16 protein-coding genes, 2 tRNA genes and 1 other RNA gene are annotated in these 16511 nt (G+C 48.7%); 9 read left to right on the top strand and 10 right to left on the bottom strand.

Annotated elements, in window-relative coordinates:
• Window positions 1-25 precede the first annotated feature (25 nt).
• A complete protein-coding gene (locus tag NFR55_RS00345; RefSeq protein ID WP_338052304.1) occupies window positions 26-313 on the bottom strand; it encodes a flavodoxin family protein in 288 nt (95 codons plus the stop codon).
• Window positions 313-801 carry a sugar O-acetyltransferase gene (locus tag NFR55_RS00340; protein ID WP_275556895.1) on the bottom strand — a complete coding sequence of 163 codons (489 nt, stop codon included), beginning with the start codon at window positions 799-801 and terminating at the stop codon, window positions 313-315. Before NFR55_RS00340 ends, NFR55_RS00345 begins: the two co-directional genes overlap by 1 nt.
• 194 nt (window positions 802-995) lie before the next feature.
• Between NFR55_RS00340 and NFR55_RS00335 the strand changes: the two genes are divergently transcribed.
• Window positions 996-1871 (top strand): LysR family transcriptional regulator, encoded by an 876-nt coding sequence (locus tag NFR55_RS00335; protein ID WP_251545150.1) that lies wholly within the window; start codon window positions 996-998, stop codon window positions 1869-1871.
• A gap of 135 nt (window positions 1872-2006) precedes the next feature.
• Here NFR55_RS00335 and NFR55_RS00330 read toward each other — a convergent pair whose 3' ends face one another.
• The 6 genes from NFR55_RS00330 to NFR55_RS00305 all read right to left on the bottom strand — a co-directional run bounded on the left by NFR55_RS00330 (window position 2007) and on the right by NFR55_RS00305 (window position 7150).
• Entirely contained in the window at window positions 2007-3392 is a 1386-nt protein-coding gene (locus NFR55_RS00330; protein WP_251545149.1) for a DUF4832 domain-containing protein, read from the bottom strand.
• 14 nt (window positions 3393-3406) lie between these two features.
• The gene (locus tag NFR55_RS00325; protein WP_251545148.1) at window positions 3407-4123 is read right to left on the bottom strand and encodes a Pr6Pr family membrane protein; all 717 of its coding nucleotides are present in this window, start codon (window positions 4121-4123) and stop codon (window positions 3407-3409) included.
• A 224-nt stretch (window positions 4124-4347) separates the two neighbouring features.
• A complete protein-coding gene (locus tag NFR55_RS00320; protein WP_251545147.1) occupies window positions 4348-5118 on the bottom strand; it encodes a GNAT family N-acetyltransferase in 771 nt (256 codons plus the stop codon).
• A gap of 401 nt (window positions 5119-5519) precedes the next feature.
• Window positions 5520-5594 (bottom strand) — tRNA-Val (locus NFR55_RS00315).
• 61 nt (window positions 5595-5655) lie between these two features.
• Window positions 5656-6309, bottom strand: coding sequence for a hypothetical protein (locus tag NFR55_RS00310; protein WP_251545146.1), 654 nt, complete (start codon window positions 6307-6309; stop codon window positions 5656-5658).
• 67 nt (window positions 6310-6376) lie between these two features.
• A complete protein-coding gene (locus NFR55_RS00305; RefSeq protein ID WP_251545145.1) occupies window positions 6377-7150 on the bottom strand; it encodes a metallophosphoesterase in 774 nt (257 codons plus the stop codon).
• 152 nt (window positions 7151-7302) lie between these two features.
• Between NFR55_RS00305 and NFR55_RS00300 the strand changes: the two genes are divergently transcribed.
• The 3 genes from NFR55_RS00300 to NFR55_RS00290 all read left to right on the top strand — a co-directional run bounded on the left by NFR55_RS00300 (window position 7303) and on the right by NFR55_RS00290 (window position 10754).
• The gene (locus tag NFR55_RS00300) at window positions 7303-8103 is read left to right on the top strand and encodes an SDR family NAD(P)-dependent oxidoreductase (RefSeq protein ID WP_251545144.1); all 801 of its coding nucleotides are present in this window, start codon (window positions 7303-7305) and stop codon (window positions 8101-8103) included.
• Window positions 8104-8166: 63 nt separating this feature from the next.
• Complete coding sequence (locus tag NFR55_RS00295) at window positions 8167-9813, top strand: hypothetical protein (RefSeq protein WP_251545143.1); 1647 nt, start codon at window positions 8167-8169, stop codon at window positions 9811-9813.
• Between the two features lie 17 nt (window positions 9814-9830).
• On the top strand, window positions 9831-10754 hold the full coding sequence (locus tag NFR55_RS00290) for an SPFH domain-containing protein (RefSeq protein WP_251545142.1): 924 nt from the start codon (window positions 9831-9833) through the stop codon (window positions 10752-10754).
• On the opposite strand, the gene NFR55_RS00285 is transcribed toward NFR55_RS00290, so the two are convergent.
• Window positions 10755-11012 (bottom strand): hypothetical protein, encoded by a 258-nt coding sequence (locus NFR55_RS00285; RefSeq protein WP_251545141.1) that lies wholly within the window; start codon window positions 11010-11012, stop codon window positions 10755-10757.
• Window positions 11013-11120: 108 nt separating this feature from the next.
• On the opposite strand from NFR55_RS00285, the gene NFR55_RS00280 reads away from it, so the two are divergent.
• The 4 genes from NFR55_RS00280 (at window position 11121) to ssrA (ending at window position 14595) form a co-directional block, all read left to right on the top strand.
• A tRNA-Met gene (locus NFR55_RS00280) sits at window positions 11121-11196 on the top strand.
• Between the two features lie 314 nt (window positions 11197-11510).
• On the top strand, window positions 11511-12773 hold the full coding sequence (locus NFR55_RS00275) for an L-rhamnose isomerase (RefSeq protein WP_251545140.1): 1263 nt from the start codon (window positions 11511-11513) through the stop codon (window positions 12771-12773).
• Window positions 12774-12786: 13 nt separating this feature from the next.
• Window positions 12787-14187 (top strand): rhamnulokinase, encoded by a 1401-nt coding sequence (locus tag NFR55_RS00270; RefSeq protein ID WP_251545139.1) that lies wholly within the window; start codon window positions 12787-12789, stop codon window positions 14185-14187.
• A 36-nt stretch (window positions 14188-14223) separates the two neighbouring features.
• Window positions 14224-14595, top strand: a transfer-messenger RNA (tmRNA) gene (gene ssrA / locus NFR55_RS00265).
• A gap of 74 nt (window positions 14596-14669) precedes the next feature.
• Here ssrA and NFR55_RS00260 read toward each other — a convergent pair.
• The gene (locus NFR55_RS00260) at window positions 14670-15617 is read right to left on the bottom strand and encodes a M23 family metallopeptidase (protein ID WP_251545138.1); all 948 of its coding nucleotides are present in this window, start codon (window positions 15615-15617) and stop codon (window positions 14670-14672) included.
• A gap of 93 nt (window positions 15618-15710) precedes the next feature.
• Between NFR55_RS00260 and NFR55_RS00255 the strand changes: the two genes are divergently transcribed.
• Complete coding sequence (locus NFR55_RS00255; RefSeq protein WP_251545137.1) at window positions 15711-16496, top strand: histidinol-phosphatase HisJ family protein; 786 nt, start codon at window positions 15711-15713, stop codon at window positions 16494-16496.
• Window positions 16497-16511 lie beyond the last annotated feature (15 nt).

Raw genomic sequence — 16511 nt, 5'->3', positions numbered from 1 at the left:
AATTTATCTCCTAATAATTTTTATCTTATAAAATTCGTCCGGTAGGATGGGCGTAATATACGGGCGTTCCAAACACAAAACCGTCTGCCGCTTTCGATTTTTCCATCCACTCGTTTACGCAATCGTTATTAAATACACATTTGCCTTTATTCACGCAACCGTTACAGCCGATACAGTCCTGCACAGGGTTGTTCCCAATTTGCAATATTTCCGTTTCTATTCCTTGTACGTTGAGTACGCTCGCAATCTCCGAAAGAGCGGTATAAGTACAGCCGTTAGCTCTCGGGCTTCCGTTGAATAATAAGACTTTCATTATTTCACCTCTATTTTTTTAATGATTTTAGCAGGAACACCCGCAACTACAACATTTTCGGGTACGTCCTTTGTAACAACTGCGCCCGCCGCAACTATCGAATTTTCACCTATTGTTACGCCCGACAAAATTGTTGCGTGTGCGCCTATCCATACGCCGTTACCGATTTTAACGGGTGCAGGCAACATATTTTTACGCTTTTCGGAATTTAAGTCGTGGTTTATTGTAGCCATTACGACTTGTTGCCCGATAAGTACGTTATCTCCGATTTCTATGCCGCCTTGGTCTTGAAAGCAACAACCGGAATTGATAAATACGTTTTTGCCCACTTTAATATTTTGTCCGTAGTCGGCATTGAACGGCGGGAACAGTCCGAAGCCCTCGTCAACTTCCTGTCCGATAAGCTCGGAAAACAATTTGCGTATTTCTTCGGGCGTGCGGTATTCTTTATTCATTTCAACGGTTATCTTTCTCGCCCTCTGCGCCATTTCGTGCATATGCAGGTGCATTTCGGAATTTGCTACGATATACGTTTGCTTTTCATCAGCTCTTTGTATTGTTCGATATTCATACTGATATTTTAGATTGCGCCCATAAATATGTCAAATGCTTATATTTTATATTAAACCCATAATTGACACGCATATTGATTTATGTTATATTATATCAAAGGCGGTGTATTATGGAATTAAGAGTGTTAAAATATTTTTTGGCGGTTGCCCGTGAACAAAGCATTTCCAAAGCGGCAGAAGCATTATTCGTTACGCAACCTAATTTGTCCCGACAAATGCAAAATCTTGAAAAGGAAATAGGGCAGCAACTCTTTATTCGCGGAACAAGAAAAATCACGCTCACGGAAGCAGGTCAGTTACTTCGCAAGCGTGCGGAAGAAATTATAGAATTGTATAATAAAACCGAAAATGAACTCAATGCGCCCATTACGGATATTAGCGGCGATATTTATATCGGCGGCGGCGAAAGCTACGTTATGGGTATCATAGCAAAGGCGGCGCATAGAGTACAGGAACAATATCCCAATGTTCGCTTTCACCTATTCAGCGGTGATATGGTTGCCGTTGGCGAAAAACTTGATAAAGGTCTTATTGACTTCGGCATTTTCATAGAACCTGCCGACCTTTCAAAATATGAATATATGCGGTTACCTCTTGTCGATACTTGGGGCGTACTTATGAAAAAAGACAGTCCGCTTGCCGATAAGGAATTTATTACGCCCGAAGATTTATGGGATAAGCCTCTTATACGTTCCAAACACTCGTTGGGTAAAGGCATAATATCAGATTGGTTTCGCAAACCATCGGAAGAACTCAATATCGTAGCTACCTATAATCTTTTGTACAATGCGTCCATTCTCGTTGAGCAAGGAATAGGCTATGCCGTAAGTTTGGACAGATTGATAAACACGTCGGGCAATTCTTTTTTATGTTTCAGACCGCTTTTCCCCGAACTTATATCGCACCTCGATATTGCGTGGAAGAAATATCAGGTATTTCCTAAATGTGCAGAAATATTTTTGAAACGCTTACAAGAAATTATATAGTAGAAAAACAGGATTTGGAATAACCAAATCCTGTTTTCTTTGACTTGCCCTAAATCGGTGTATTCATATTAAATTTCATTTTTTCCAAATCCCCTATGAAATACACCCCTTACGGGTGCTTTTTTTGTTCGGCGCCTATCGCGCTATATTCCCTATTTTGTTGGCTTTAAGTTCGGCGTTCCACAAGCCGTCGTTCGCAAAGCGCACGCAGTACAACGGCGCGCCGTTGTGCTCTTCGCCGTAAAGCCTGAGATATACGTCGTATTTTCCGCTTGCGAGAGTAGGCGACGCGCTCGCGGTAAAACCGTTCTCGCCGTTAAATTCTCCCGCGTCGCACTCGAACGCAACCGCGCCGCTCTCGTCCGTAAAGAGGAGTTTTGCGCGTTTTTTCTTGCAAAGATTGCCGAACCCTACGTTTTGCAAAGAGAGTTCTATTTTAATATCCGATTGAGCGTTCGAACCGTAAAAAACCGAGTTTTTCAAAACGAACCTGTAACCCATGCGGCTCTCTATGTAGTCGAACGCGGTCTTGCCGTAATACGCCGAGTCCGACCCGCAACTTTGAGTGTAATAGCTCTTTTTCCATTTGTCTATCACTACGTTGTTCCAAGCTATATTGAGATAGCTCAAATGCAACTCGTTCATCTCCGGCAAGCACACCTCTATATCGTGCAGTTTGCTCTCGGGCACGACCACCTCTCCGCCGAACGGCAAATGCGCGGTTTGGCGGGAGAGAAAGGCTATATCGCGCCGCCTGTCGGTATACGTTCCCAAATCGTTTTCCGAGCCGAGATATCCGTCGTTATACACTCCGAGCATGTACGCTTTGTCCGCAGGCGTCAAAACTATATCTTCCGCTTCCGACGGTTTCTTTTGCAGATAATCGTATATCATTTTGGGCGTTCTCAACAAAACGGGAATACCCGAGGTTTGAGTTAAAAACTCGTCCGCAAGCGGCGTTATGTGCTCGGCGTTGGCTATTTTGCTCGAGTGCATTTCGCCCCACGGACCTATAAGACCCGTTTCTATCGCCGTAACCGTGTTCGGGTAGCGATTGAGCACTTCGCAAATCTGCCGCACATGCCCGAGCATAACGCCGAGCGACGGCTCTTTGTTTGCACTGCCGCCGAATTTGGGGTCGTATGCAAATCGCACTATTGCGTTTTTGTCGTTTTCTCTGAGATACGCGAGCAGTCCGTCCAAACCGTCTACCGCCTTTTGAGTAAGCGGCATATCTTCTTTGCCGTTCACGGCGGCGGAAAACGCGCCGATATCGCATCGCAAATGATACAGCGAGTGCGCGTCGCCGAACACGGCTTTATTGTATATCGCGCCGTTTTCGTTTACGGTAACGTACACTGCGCCGTAAAATCCTCTGTCTGGATTCGATATCGCAACCGTGCTCTCATTGTAATCGAGCGCCTGAACCGTGCCCGTAAGCTCGGTTTCGTTTTTGCAAGCCGAAAACAGCGCGGAAGCCATAATTACCGCGGCTAACGCGGCGTACAAACGCACTTTCATATTTCTTCCCTCTTTTATTCTCGGGCGGCGGAGGGCGCGCGCAACCATTTAATGTTTTTCAAATCTACTTTGAGTTTGCCGTCCGTATTTACTATTCTGTTATACAACCAAAGCAGATATCCGAGCACGGTGAACACGGCTACGAGTATGCCCACCCATGCCATAACTCCGCCGTAGCCCAAGTCGTTTACGTCCAAAAAGAAATACGGATACTCGAACCCGTCTATCGCCGCGCCGAGTATGAACGTGTAGCATACGTACGCGAGCGGAATTATAAGACTGAACAACGGCGCAAAAACCGAAACCGTCTTTTTTTGCTCGAATAAAAAGTAATCCGCAATAAACATAAGGGGCGCGAAAACGTGATAGGAAATGTTGCCGAGATTGCGCCAAAAATCGGCGGTGAACGGTTTGCCCAAAAGTATCAAATAAACAAGGAAAGTAACGAGTATCATAACCGTTGTCATGAACTTGAGCATTTTCACTTTGTTGCAATACCCTTCTCTCTCGCCCGCTCGCACCCGCTTTGCCGTATCGGCAAGAATAATAACCGACACCGCGAACACAAAGTAATTGCTCAAATTGGTATAGTATTTCAAAAATTCCCAACTGAGCTCTTCGGGTCCTTGCCCCGCATAAAATATGCCGAACGTAAGCAACACCGCAAGCGCGGACACGCAACACAAAACAACTCTGTAAATCAACTGCGTAAGCAAATTTTTACCGAACACGATTTAACCCTCCGTATATAATCATGCGCAGTATATTTTATCATCAAATTGCATTTCACGCAAGTTTTTTAAGCAAAATCTCTCACAAATTCGCAACCAAGTACGCAACCATATTTATGCAGCAAAGAAAAACCCAAAACTATTCCCGCAAAAGAAACTGATTTTAGGTTTTATATGGTGAGAGCGGTAGTAACTTAAAACGAATTTTCACGCTTAATTAAAAGTTAAATCTTGTTCATTTCGTCAACAAATTTACTGCTTTTTGCAGTCATCTCGACCCAAGAGGGGCGAAATCCGCTTTTGATTGCATTGCGCACCGATTTTACATTAGACCATGCCGTGCAGTAGAACGGAACTTTACCGCGTTTCAATGTTTCCAATGCAAGATTCGACGTAAGGACTGTGGCAATACCTTGACGACGATAATTTGGCAAAACATCTACACCTATCTGCCACATATCATCGCAGTCGGCGCTACACGCCGCAAGACCAACCAATTTGCCGTTATCGTATGCCCCTACGCCAAGAATATCAAGTTCCTTGCGTTTTTCGCAAAGCGCGTTACTCCATTCCGGTTTGTACAAATCCGCAAAATCTTTTTGGGTTAAAAGATTTGTTTTGTATATGCAATGTTTTTTTTGCAAGAGTGTTACATCGGGAAGAAAATATTCCGCCATAAAACATATCTTCAAATCATATCTTGCCAAAGCTTCACTCAACACATTTAAATTAGGTGTTTCAAAACAATGCTCAATCCGATACCGCTCGATATAATCTTTTACCACGTATTTAATATCCTCACGAACCGACGCTACAATATTGTTGCCGTATGAAACAAGGTTACATTCAAAAGGAAGTTCGAGATATTTCCTCGCATGATTATCTTTTTTTGAAATTACAATTCGGTTTTCTTTGTTTAAGAAGTCTTCTTCATTGCACCCCAAATCCACAGCCGATTGACGCATTGCAACTCGCAAAATATCTTCGTTAGTCATTTTTCCTCTTTAATAAGTTACTATTATCGTAAGTTGATTATAGCATATAAGGAAACTAAAATCAATGTTTTTGTAAAATCAATTTACAAAATGGCACTGTGGCGTGTACCTGAATAAACAAAAAAGGCAAACCGAGAAACCGCCGAAAAAGCAAAGCGGCGGCTAAAATAATGCAAAAGAAAAACCTAAAAACAATTCCCGCAAAAGAAACTGATTTTAGGTTTTATATGGTGGGCAATACAGGGTGGCGGTCGCTTCGCTCCCTTGGTGGCGCACGGAACTTATTTCAACTTTTCCGAATATTCGTCCGCGCCACCGCGAACAGTCGCCTGCGGCTCCGTCTCCTCATCCCTATATGTTTCACCAACGCAAAACGCACCCGCAAGGGGTGCGCTGTGCGTTGGTGGGCAATACAGGGTTCGAACCTGTGACTTCTACCATGTGAAGGTAGCACTCTCCCGCTGAGTTAATTGCCCTAAGCCGTATTATTATAGCATTACGGCGGTTGTTTGTCAAACTATTTTATGTAATTGCTTTTTACGCTTCGGGATTTTCTTTTTGAGCTATGCGGAACGATACCGAGTCTATTACGAGCGGTACGGAGCATTTATCGCAGTATGCCGACGTTACGCAACCCTCGTGCATAAAACCCGCGCCGCCGTCATCGGCAAGTACGGGCGCGGCGGAACAGTCGTCGCACTTGTTCTTTACAACGTATACGTTGTCTTGCCGGTTATCGTCTTTGTATCGGAGCGACACGTGCATTCCCTGCTTGGGTTTGCGCGATTTGGGGCATATGTATATTGCCTCGAACGCGGTAAGTCCCTCTTTTTGCAAAGCCGCCTGCCACTTGGCGGCACTCGAGGCAACGCTCTCTTTGGCTTTGTCGTTCAAAAGCGCGGAGTACTCCTCGGCTTGCTCCTCGCTCAAAAGTTTTACAACGTCTTCTCCCAAATCGGAATAGCACACGTTGCCGAGCGCGTCGGCATGGTTGCGCGTAAGCTCGCTTATTGCGGCCTTGCTTCTCTTTTCGGAAAGTTTAACGTATATTTCCTTGAGCTTCTCCGCTTCTTTTTTATCGGGAATGAGCGCGGATATTTCGCGCCAACAGCTCATTTCCGAACCCGCTCCCACATTGAAAGTATAAGTATTGCCGCAAGTCGGGCAGCGCAGTGTTACAGTCTTTTTCATATACGCGTAAACCTCGGATACAGTTATGTTACTATTATACTCTCCCCGAAAACAAAAGGCAAGCGATTTAACCTTTTTGGGCGGTCGTTTCGGGCGGGCGGCACAAAATCTCAACCGCAAGTTCGGGCGGATTGAACATGCGCGGCACCCAGCTGCTTTTGCCCAGCCCCTTGCTCACCGCCATGAATTTGCCGCCGTGCTCGTACACGCCTTCGGTGTATTTGGGAAAAAGCCCCTGACTCGGCGCGTAAAACGCCCCTATAAACGGCAAACGCACGTGCCCGCCGTGCGCGTGTCCGCACAGACTCAAATCTATTCTCGCGGCAACGTAGCGCGGAAACATTTCGGGGCGGTGACTCAACAGAACGGTAAAATCCGCCTGTTCCTCTTCCGTTCTAATCTTAAGCGAATTGAGTTCCGCCGTAAAATCGGTTTTGCCGCCCGCGAAAAACGTGGGGTCGCTCATGCCTATCACAGCCAACTTATCCGAGCCGCGCTCGATTAGCGCGTATTCGTTTTTCATTACTTTCACGCCCATATCCGCTATGCGCGACGCAAAATCGGGATAGCACAACAGTACTTTTTCGTGATTGCCCGAAACGTAGTACGTGGGCGCAATCTGCACCGCCCCGAGCGCGAATTTTTCCGCCGCCTCGGTTTCGTTTTCGCGGTGTATCATATCGCCCGTAATCACTATAATATCGGGCTTGACCTCCGCTATGCGGCTGACAAGTTCGCCGTTAAACTCGCGGTTGTGCAAGTCCGACACGTGGGCAACGGTAAAACCGTTGAAGCCGGGCGGCACACTTTGGGAAACTATTTTGTACTCCGATGTAATCATTTTCATAATTATATGCTTTCTTTGCCTTTTCTATAACCGCATTTTAACGATTGCGTACTCTACGAGTGTATCACAAGGCGAGAAAAATGTCTACAAAACTAATATTTATTTTGTTATTGCTTACACTAAATCCGAAAGGAGTTATATATAATATGAAAAAACGAGTTGTGTTCATCATAGGCGCGAGCAGCGGAATAGGACTTGCCACGGCAAAAAAGCTTTGCGACGAAGGCAATATAGTTTATTGCGGTTCGCGCACGCCCTGCCCCGACGAACGAGTTACCTCTCTTTGCGTTAACGTAACCGACGAAAAGACGGTATTCGACGCGGTAACTCGCATAACCGAAGAAACGGGACGAATAGAACAACTTATTTACAGCGCGGGCTGCTCTATGGCTGCGCCCGTGGAGTTTGCGGAAGAAAAAGACTACCGCTATCTGTTCGACGTGAACTATTTCGGCGCACTCGCGGCTATACGCGCGGTATTGCCGCATATGCGCAAGCAAGCATACGGAAGAATTGCGCTCGTATCGTCTATGGGCGGCGTTCTTCCCATAGCGTACGACGCCTTTTATTCCTCGAGCAAAGCCGCGCTCATCATGCTTGCCAAAGAGCTTAACATGGAAGTCGCGCCTTTCGGAATAAACGCGTCGGCTGTGCTCCCCGGCGGCACCGCAACGCGCTTCACGTTTAAGCGCAAAGTTTATCCCGAAGAAAAGGCGGGCGTATACGCCGCGGATATGGACAAGTCGGTAGGCTCGCTCGCAGGCATGGAGCAAGGCGGCATGGACGCCGACGAGGTTGCCGACACTATAATAAAAACGCTGTTATCCGACAACCCGCCCGCAGTGGTAGCTTCGGGACTTGCCAACAAAGCGTATTACCTTACGCAAAAGATACTGCCCGAAAAACTTACCCGGCACTTTGTTAACGACAAATACAATTTAAGCTAACAATTGACAAAGCTTTATGCAAGTACTATAATATTACCGTAACGAATTTGCGAGGTGATATTTGTGTTCAGCAATAAACAAGTTGAAGATATTGTAAAGAACAACCGACTCGACCTTGCCGAAGAATTTTTCGAGCAACTCGGCGAGGCAATCGACGAAGAAGAAGCTATACGCGCAGAATACGAAAAGGCGAGCACGGACCGACTCAAGCAACTTGCGGACAACGGCGACGACTACGCCGCCGTATATTACGTTCGCAAACGCATAGAAGAAGACGTTCTCGTAGCGAGCGATATGAAATACCTCGAGCGCTCCCTGCTCAACCTAAACGAAGACGCGGCGATGGTGGGCAGTTGGCTGTACGCCATGAAAAACGGCAGATACACCGACAAAGAAAAGGAGATATTCAGCCTTGCCGTTTTGGAGCAAGAGGCGTTTAAGGACGCACACAAGCGGCTCGTAAAAGAGTACAAAAAGAACGGCGACGTAATTGCCGAAACCGACTCGGCAATACTTACCGTATCTATAGACCGTTGGGCGGCGGAGGCTTTGCGCGACAAAGGATTTTACGCCTTTACGGCAGACGTAGTACCGCTCGAAAAAGACTGTTCTTACCCCGATATAAAGTCGGGCTACAGGGTAAACATGCGGCTTTTGCACGAAAACGGGCGTGAAACCGAAGACGAAACGGTATACATAGCTTACGAACGCGGAAAAGGCAAAGACGCGCGCAAACGCGAACTCGGCGACGATTTGACCGAAATACTCTCGCGCATAGCCGAAAAGGTAAACTTGCGCGCGGGCGACGCGTACATAGACGGAAAGCGGTATTTTCATTACGGAGCCAAAACCGAAGGCAAAAAGAAAACCTCGGAAGACGGCGTGAAAATTCTCTCCGCCGCCGACGTAAACATAAAAGTGAGCGACGAAGGCAGACTTAAGGGCAACGTTTGCCCCTACTGCGGCGGCTCGCTCGATTTCGGCGGCACGTGCACGGCTTGCGGAAAGTCCGCGGAACAAAACGATAGCGGCAACATAACGATAAGGCAAGGCAAAAACGTGGAGGCCCTCGTTTGCACGCAATGCGGCTCGCCCGTAAAACTTGACGAAAACGGCAAAACGGCATACTGCTCGGCATGCGGCACAACCTTTGCCGTGAGCGGAAGCGACTTAAAAAGCGGCGTTACGGGCTTAGACTACGAAAGCATAAAAGCCGATATGCCCGAGGGCGCGGAACTGCCCAAAGTGCAATTCGTACGCGCAAAAATAGCGGAAGGCGCGATAACCGCCGTAATGCCCAAAAACTTTATGGTCATGTCCGAAGATATCCGTCGCATAAAATATCCCGCGAACGCACCCAAATACATATACACCACGCCCGACGCAACGGTAAATTTCAACGTGAATTTTCTCGGTCCGCTCGAAGAAAAAGACGTGTTCGCGTTCGGTCAACAAATGCTTGCGGCTCTCAAAAACGTACACTCTACGGCTAAATTCGGCGAAGCCGTAAAACTGACGGAACCTCGAAACGTCTTTTTCGTAGACTTTATAACGGCGGGGTTAGACCAAGGCATTTACAACGCAATGTTCTTCTTTTCGCATTTCGGCAAGCAGGGCATCGGCTCGTGGAACTGCCTGAGCAAAGACCGTTGGTTTTGGGCGCCCGTCTTCGAGCACGCGGTAAAAACAATGCAATTCAACAAAATATGATTTATCGGAGATAAAAAATGGGACTACTCAAAAGCATAGAACTCCCCCGCTTCGACGGCGAAGCGGTAATGCAAAAGTTCGACCTTAAGGGCAACGTTATTAAAAAAGGCTCGGTTCTCACCGTGCGCGAAACACAAGCCGCGGTATTTTGCGACAAGGGCAAAACCGCCGACGTATTTTTACCCGGCACATACAAACTGAACACCGACAGCTTGCCAGTAATAACAAAACTTTTAAGTTGGAAATACGGATTTGAAACGCCTTTCAAATCGGAAATATACTATGTAAACACCAAAGAGTTCACGGGCATAAAATGGGGCACATCCAATCCCGTGCCCGTAAGTACCGAGGCGGGCGTAGTCAGATTGCGCGGCTTCGGCTCGTACTCGTTCAAAATAACAAATCCCGCGGCGTTCCTTTCGTCTATGGGCGGAACGGAAAGTTACTATGCGTTAAGGCAAGTGTGCGACTCTTTGCGCTCGCTTGTGGTGGGCGGTATTTCCACGGCGTTCGGTGCGTGCGGCGTTACGCTTGCAAACATGACTTCGCGCTATGCCGAACTCGGCGCCGAAGTCAAAAACTCGGTTGCGCCCCGTTGCTCCGAACTCGGCATAACTCTCACCGCGTTCGATATAGAAAATCTTTCGGTTCCTCCCGAACTCGAAAAAGCCCTCGACGAAAACGCTCGACTCGGCATCATGCGCGACAACGTTGACGTTTACGCCAAACTCGCTCAAGCCGACGCCCTGAAAGAAGCCGCAAAAAGCGGAGCGGCGGGCGCGGTTATGGGCGTGGGAATCGGCGTTGCGCTCGGTAAAGAAGCCGCCGCGGGCGCGGGCATAGCCGCAGGTTCGCCTACCCCCAAATTTTGCCCCGAGTGCGGAACAAAGCTCGCGCCCGGAACAAAATTTTGTCCCGAGTGCGGAAACAAACTTATTTAATCAGCTCCCCTGACTGTTTATCGCGTCGTCGTCGGTGGGTATCATTGTATACTCGCAGGTGGAAAAATATTCGCTCTCGCCTATCTCGGGATTATCTTCTCCGCACTCGCAATCGCGCCCTTCGAGCCGCTCCATAAGTTCCAACTCGTCGGCGGCAAATTCGTCGGTTTCGCAGTTGCCGCAACGGCGCAAGAGAATTTTTTTCAGCATTTCGCGCTCGGTTTGCAAACCGTTATTGTTATCGTTGTTGTTTTGCATTGTGTGTTCCTCCACGTATAGTTTGCCGCTTGCAAATTTATTTATCCCTATTTAATGCCCCAATTCGGTTGACAATTCGGTTTTATTATGCTAAACTTATCACACTGCCGCGGGATGGAGCAGTCGGTAGCTCGTCGGGCTCATAACCCGAAGGTCGTAGGTTCGAGTCCTACTCCCGCAACCATTAAAAACGCTTTCATGAGAAAGCGTTTTTTGCTTGCTCGTCGGGCTCTTATGCAACACGAGCGCAGCGAGTATAACCCGAAGGTCGTAGGTAACTCCGCTTCGCTCCGTGAATACGCCTGCGGCGCATTGACTAAGTCCTACTCCCGCAACCATTAAAAACGCTTTCATGTGAAAGCGTTTTTTTTATGTCCTTTTACAAAAACCACAAAACCACAAAAAAAACCACTTAATCGGTAACAAATTTATTGTTTTCGGTTGCCAAATCCTGTGGGATATGTTACAATGAATGTAACAATCGGAGGTACAAATATAATGGCAAACGACAATAAAGTATTGAAAGCATACGAGCTTGCGAAAGAAACGTATAAAGATTTCGGAGTGGATACCGACAAAGCGATGGAAACGCTTTCTAAAGCGCGCATTTCGCTTCACTGCTGGCAGGTAGACGACATAAAAGGTTTCGAAGAAGGGCAAGCCGAGAGCCAAAACGTGGTAACGGGCAATTTTCCCGGAGCGGCTCGCAACGCCGAAGAGGTTCGGCAAGACCTTGCGTACGTTTTCTCTCTCACGCCGAGCGGCAAAAAGATTAACATACACTCGGTATACGCCGAGCCGCACAAACCCACGAGCCGCGAAAAACTCGACGTTACCGCGTTCGATAAATGGATAGACTGGGCAAAAGAGAACAACGCCGGCATAGATTATAACGGTTCGTTCTTTGCTCACAAGATGATGGACGGCACTCTTTCGCTCACCTCGTCCAAAAAGGAGGTACGCGATTTTTGGATTGAGCACCTCAAGTCCACCCGCGAAACCGCCTATAATATAGGCAAGAAAATGAACGACGTGTGCGTTCTCAACACCTGGATACCCGACGGACTCAAAGACAATCCCGCCGACCGCTCGTATTGGCGCGAACTTTTGATAGACAGCCTCGATAAGGGCTTTGAAAAGAAATACGACAAAAAGCACCTTGTTGACGCGCTCGAGGGCAAGCTGTTCGGCATAGGCACGGAATGTTTCGTTGCGGGCAGTTACGATTTCTATCTCGCATACGCCATGAAAAACAATCTCGGCATCTGCCTCGACAGCGGGCACTACCACCCCACCGAGCAAATATCCGATAAATTCAGCGCACTCAAATTCTTCTTCGAAGACATACTCCTTCACGTGAGCCGCGGCGTTCGCTGGGACAGCGACCACGTTGTAATAGACGACGATTCGCTCACCTCCATCATGACCGAAGCAAAACGCGCAAACCTTCTCGGAAGCGAACATTTCCACATAGGACTCGACTATTTCGACGCGAGCATAAACCGCGTATACGCGTCGGCAATAGGCATGCGCGCCGCATCTCGCGCAATGCTCCGCGCAATACTCGAACCCACCGCAATGATTAAAAAAGCCGAACTCGGCGGCGATTACAGCGAGCGCCTTGCGCTCAGCGAAGAAGCCAAAGCTCTCCCGTTCAACGCAGTTTGGGATATGGCGTGCCTCAAAGCGGGCGTGCCCGTAGGCAAAGATTGGCTCGAGTCGGTTCGCGACTACACCAAAAAATACATAGCCAACCGCTAAGGGAAGAAAAATCATGACAAAACGCGTACTTGCTATAGATTTCGGGGCAACGAGCGGCAGAGCCATGCTCTGCTCGTTCGACGGAAGCAAAATAGACATACGGGAACTTCACCGTTTCGACAACAGCCCCGTAGAGGTGGGCGGCGTACTGTATTGGGACGTTTTGCGCCTCTATCACGAGCTTAAAACGGGTATAGTAAAGGCTAAACTCGCGGGCGGTTTCGACTGCATAGGCATAGACACTTGGGGCGTGGATTTCGGTCTCATAGACAAAAACGGCAAGTTGCTTTCCAATCCCGTGCACTACCGCGACCGTCGCACCGAAAAAATGCAGGAAGAGGTATTCAAACTCGTAAGCCGCGAAGAGATATATAACGCAACCGGCATACAGTTTATGGACTTTAACACCGTATACCAACTCATGTATCTCAAAAACCACTGCCCCGACGAGTACGAACGCGCCGACAAATTCATAATGATACCCGACCTGTTCGCATATTTCCTCACGGGCGCACAAGTTTGCGAGCGCACGATTGCGTCCACGGGTCAGCTCGTAGACCCCCGCACGGGCGACTGGGCATGGGGGCTTATAGACAAACTCGGTCTTAAGCGTTCGCTCTTCCCCGCCATTGTCGACAGCGGCAGCGTGTACGGCAATCTTTCCGAAGCGGTGTGCGCCGAACTGCAAGTGGAGTCGGTGCCCGTAATCGCGGTATGTTGCCACGACACCGCCTCCGCAGTGGTTTCCGTTCCCTCCGAAGAGGACAATTTCGAATACATAAGTTGCGGCACATGGAGTCTGCTCGGCACCGAACTCAAAAAGCCGCTGTTCGACTGCCCCGACTACACCAACGAAATAGGCTACGACCGCACAGTGCGGTACTTGCAAAACATAATGGGCTTGTGGATAATAAACGAAAGCAAGCGCACGTGGGATAAGCAAGGCAAATCGCTCGGCTACGGCGAAATCGCCGCTCTTGCCGAAAAGGAAGAGGGCGGAAAGTTCATATTTAACGTAAACGACGACGAGTTCATGTATCCCGGCGATATGCCCGAAAAAGTTCGCAACTGGTTCATTTCACGCGGCAAACCCGCTCCCGAAGGCATAGGTCCAATCGCCCGCGCCATATACGACAGCATTGCCGACTGCTACCGCGAAGCAACCGATTTGCTCGTTAAACTCACCGGCAAAAAGAGCGCGATACACATGATAGGCGGCGGCATCAACGCAACCTTATTATGTCAACTCACCGCAAACTCCACTCGCCTGCCCGTGTATGCGGGTCCGAGCGAAGCCACGGTAATGGGCAACGCCGCCGTTCAGCTCATAGCGATAGGCGCGATAAAGAACTTGAAAGAAGCCCGCAAGATAATAAAACGAAGCGTTTCGCTCAAAGAGTATTTACCCTCTTGACAAAATCGCAAAGTTGTGATATGCTTATTTTCCCATGGGGGTGTACCGGCTTCGACGGTTCGGTGCGGCGTGGGAAAAGCAAGCGGCAGGCGTCGGCTGCCTCAAAAACGCGAAAAAAATTAAACGCTAAAACTCAAAAAACGGTAAGCGCACCCGCGCTTGCCCTTGCAGCTTAACTTATAAGCTGTCGTCAATCCCTTTCGGCTCGCTTGAACGGGTGCGGCGCAAACATTAAGGCGAGGTAGTTCGCGCGGTTCGTTTTTGCCCGCGCGGGCGAAATTCAAAAAACTCGCGGCTGTGGGATTTGCTCTTTGCTCCCCTGCCGTTAAACCTTGCAAAAAGCTAAGCTTGTAGAAAGCCCGCTCTATCCCGAGTCGGAAATGAGTTCAACTCTCATCACCTCCACCACTACGAAAAATGCGCATGCCGTTGTTCGGCGTGCGCATTTCTTTCGAGTCTGAAATTAAATTTAAGCGAACGGGTTATGCCCAAATGCGGCGGGAGGTTACATGATGTTCGCCGCTTTCGTCTTTTGCGGTAGTAACGCGGTACGAGGAGAGAAAACGGGTAAGCGCGTATAAGTCAACCCATATCTCTTTTGGTCCCTTTTCCTGCTCGGGAGAAAAGATGAGTTGCAAGCCGAAATGAAGGTGCGGACTGCAAGATTTTAAGTTTACGTTTTCTTTGTTGCTATATCCCGTTACGCCGAGATAGCCTATCACGTCGCCCGAGTTTACGCGTTTGCCCACCTCCATGCCCGCGGCAAACGGACGGTCTTTGCGCAGGTGCGCGTAATAATAGTAGCGCAAAGTATCGTCGGAACGTATTCCTATGCGCCAGCCGCCGTATTTGTTCCAGCCGCACTCTGTTACCGTGCCGCCCTCCACCGCAACTATGGGCGTGCCCACGCTGCCCATAATATCGTGCCCCAAGTGCTTGCGCTTGTAGCCGAAACTGCGCGAATTGCCGAAATCGTCGTAATGATTATACCAGTGCCCCGCCGCAAGCGGAAAACAGCACCTTAGCCCGTGCTTTACCTCTCCGCCCTCGCCGTCGGTGTAATCGCCCACCATATTGCCGAGCACAGCCCTGTAGCACGTTCTCAGATAGTCGGCGTAATCGCTCTCGGGAAAAATATCGTTCATCTTCTCACCGCTCTCCAAACGCTTCACAAGCCCCGAGAGAGTCTTTTTGTCTTTGCTCACCGAAAAGCGATTGCCGTTTTTGAGCGCGAGATAGGCTACGGCGTCCGAGAAATCGTAACCCGAGTCGCCTCCGTAAAATTTTTGTTCGTATCGCAAACATTCGCGCAAAGCCCACTCGCTCGCGTTGAAATCAACCCATTTCACCGTAGGTGCGGAAACGAAACCGAAACACGCGCTAACGGCGAACAACAGCAATACTGCGGCAATGAATTTATTCTTTTTCATACGCTATAGTTTGTGCGCCCGCACCGTATTTTTATACTTATCTTGACACATAAGCGCACTCGTGCTATACTTTATACAATAAAGGAGCAAGCCATGACAGCCGACAATCACATTCACACATCCTTTTCACCCGACGGAAAGGGAAACCCCGAAGATTTCGTTTTGCGAGCAATCGAGCTTAAACTCGAGCACGTTGCTTTCACCGAACACGCGGATTTGCTGTACTTCGACCCCTCGTTTCAAACGGGCGACCTCACCGCCTATTTTGCTCATATGCGCATGCTCAAAGAAAAGTACGCGGGGCGCATAAGTATAGCGGCGGGATTGGAAATAGGCTACACGAACGCCAACAAAACGCTCAACGCCGAGCTTATAAAAAAACACCGCCCCGACTACGTGATAAATTCCGTTCACGAAGCAGACGGTTCAGACCCCTATTATCCGCAATATTTTGTAGGTAAAACGCCTTACGAGGCTGTTTCCGTATATCTCAAAGCCGTGCTCGACTCTCTCGACGCGCCGTATGAATACAACGCCGTAGGGCATCTCGGCTACGTTACGCGCAAAGCTCCCTTTAACGACTCCGTTTATTCGCTCCGCCCCGACCTCGTAGACGAAATACTCGGCAAGACAGTCGCAAAAGGAAAAATACTCGAGATAAACACGAGCGGTTACAAATCGGGCGAAGTTCTTCCTCCGCGCGAAATAATATTGCGTTACGCCGCCCTCGGCGGCAAAAAATTGTGTTTCGCCTCCGACGCTCACACCGCGCAAGACCTCTGCCGAAATTACGAAGCAGCCCGTTCCCTTGCCGCCGAAGCGGGCATATTGTGCCAAACCGCGGTTATAGGCGGCAAGGAGAGCGAGTTACCGTTTTAGGAGGTTTTTGCGCGA

Origin of the sequence: Pumilibacter intestinalis, from assembly GCF_943193005.1 — a bacterium.
Lineage (GTDB): Bacteria > Bacillota > Clostridia > Christensenellales > Pumilibacteraceae > Pumilibacter > Pumilibacter intestinalis.
This window is presented reverse-complemented; position numbering and strand designations above follow the sequence as displayed.

What these genes read in the sequence shown, in the direction of transcription:
- NFR55_RS00345 (WP_338052304.1), bottom strand. Translation starts at nt 313, where the DNA reads ATGAAAGTCTTATTATTCAACGGAAGCCCGAGAGCTAACGGCTGTACT.
- NFR55_RS00340 (WP_275556895.1), bottom strand. Translation starts at nt 801, where the DNA reads ATGGCGCAGAGGGCGAGAAAGATAACCGTTGAAATGAATAAAGAATAC.
- NFR55_RS00335 (WP_251545150.1), top strand. Translation starts at nt 996, where the DNA reads ATGGAATTAAGAGTGTTAAAATATTTTTTGGCGGTTGCCCGTGAACAA.
- NFR55_RS00330 (WP_251545149.1), bottom strand. Translation starts at nt 3,392, where the DNA reads ATGAAAGTGCGTTTGTACGCCGCGTTAGCCGCGGTAATTATGGCTTCC.
- NFR55_RS00320 (WP_251545147.1), bottom strand. Translation starts at nt 5,118, where the DNA reads ATGACTAACGAAGATATTTTGCGAGTTGCAATGCGTCAATCGGCTGTG.
- NFR55_RS00310 (WP_251545146.1), bottom strand. Translation starts at nt 6,309, where the DNA reads ATGAAAAAGACTGTAACACTGCGCTGCCCGACTTGCGGCAATACTTAT.
- NFR55_RS00305 (WP_251545145.1), bottom strand. Translation starts at nt 7,150, where the DNA reads ATGATTACATCGGAGTACAAAATAGTTTCCCAAAGTGTGCCGCCCGGC.
- NFR55_RS00300 (WP_251545144.1), top strand. Translation starts at nt 7,303, where the DNA reads ATGAAAAAACGAGTTGTGTTCATCATAGGCGCGAGCAGCGGAATAGGA.
- NFR55_RS00290 (WP_251545142.1), top strand. Translation starts at nt 9,831, where the DNA reads ATGGGACTACTCAAAAGCATAGAACTCCCCCGCTTCGACGGCGAAGCG.
- NFR55_RS00285 (WP_251545141.1), bottom strand. Translation starts at nt 11,012, where the DNA reads ATGCAAAACAACAACGATAACAATAACGGTTTGCAAACCGAGCGCGAA.
- NFR55_RS00275 (WP_251545140.1), top strand. Translation starts at nt 11,511, where the DNA reads ATGGCAAACGACAATAAAGTATTGAAAGCATACGAGCTTGCGAAAGAA.
- NFR55_RS00270 (WP_251545139.1), top strand. Translation starts at nt 12,787, where the DNA reads ATGACAAAACGCGTACTTGCTATAGATTTCGGGGCAACGAGCGGCAGA.
- NFR55_RS00260 (WP_251545138.1), bottom strand. Translation starts at nt 15,617, where the DNA reads ATGAAAAAGAATAAATTCATTGCCGCAGTATTGCTGTTGTTCGCCGTT.
- NFR55_RS00255 (WP_251545137.1), top strand. Translation starts at nt 15,711, where the DNA reads ATGACAGCCGACAATCACATTCACACATCCTTTTCACCCGACGGAAAG.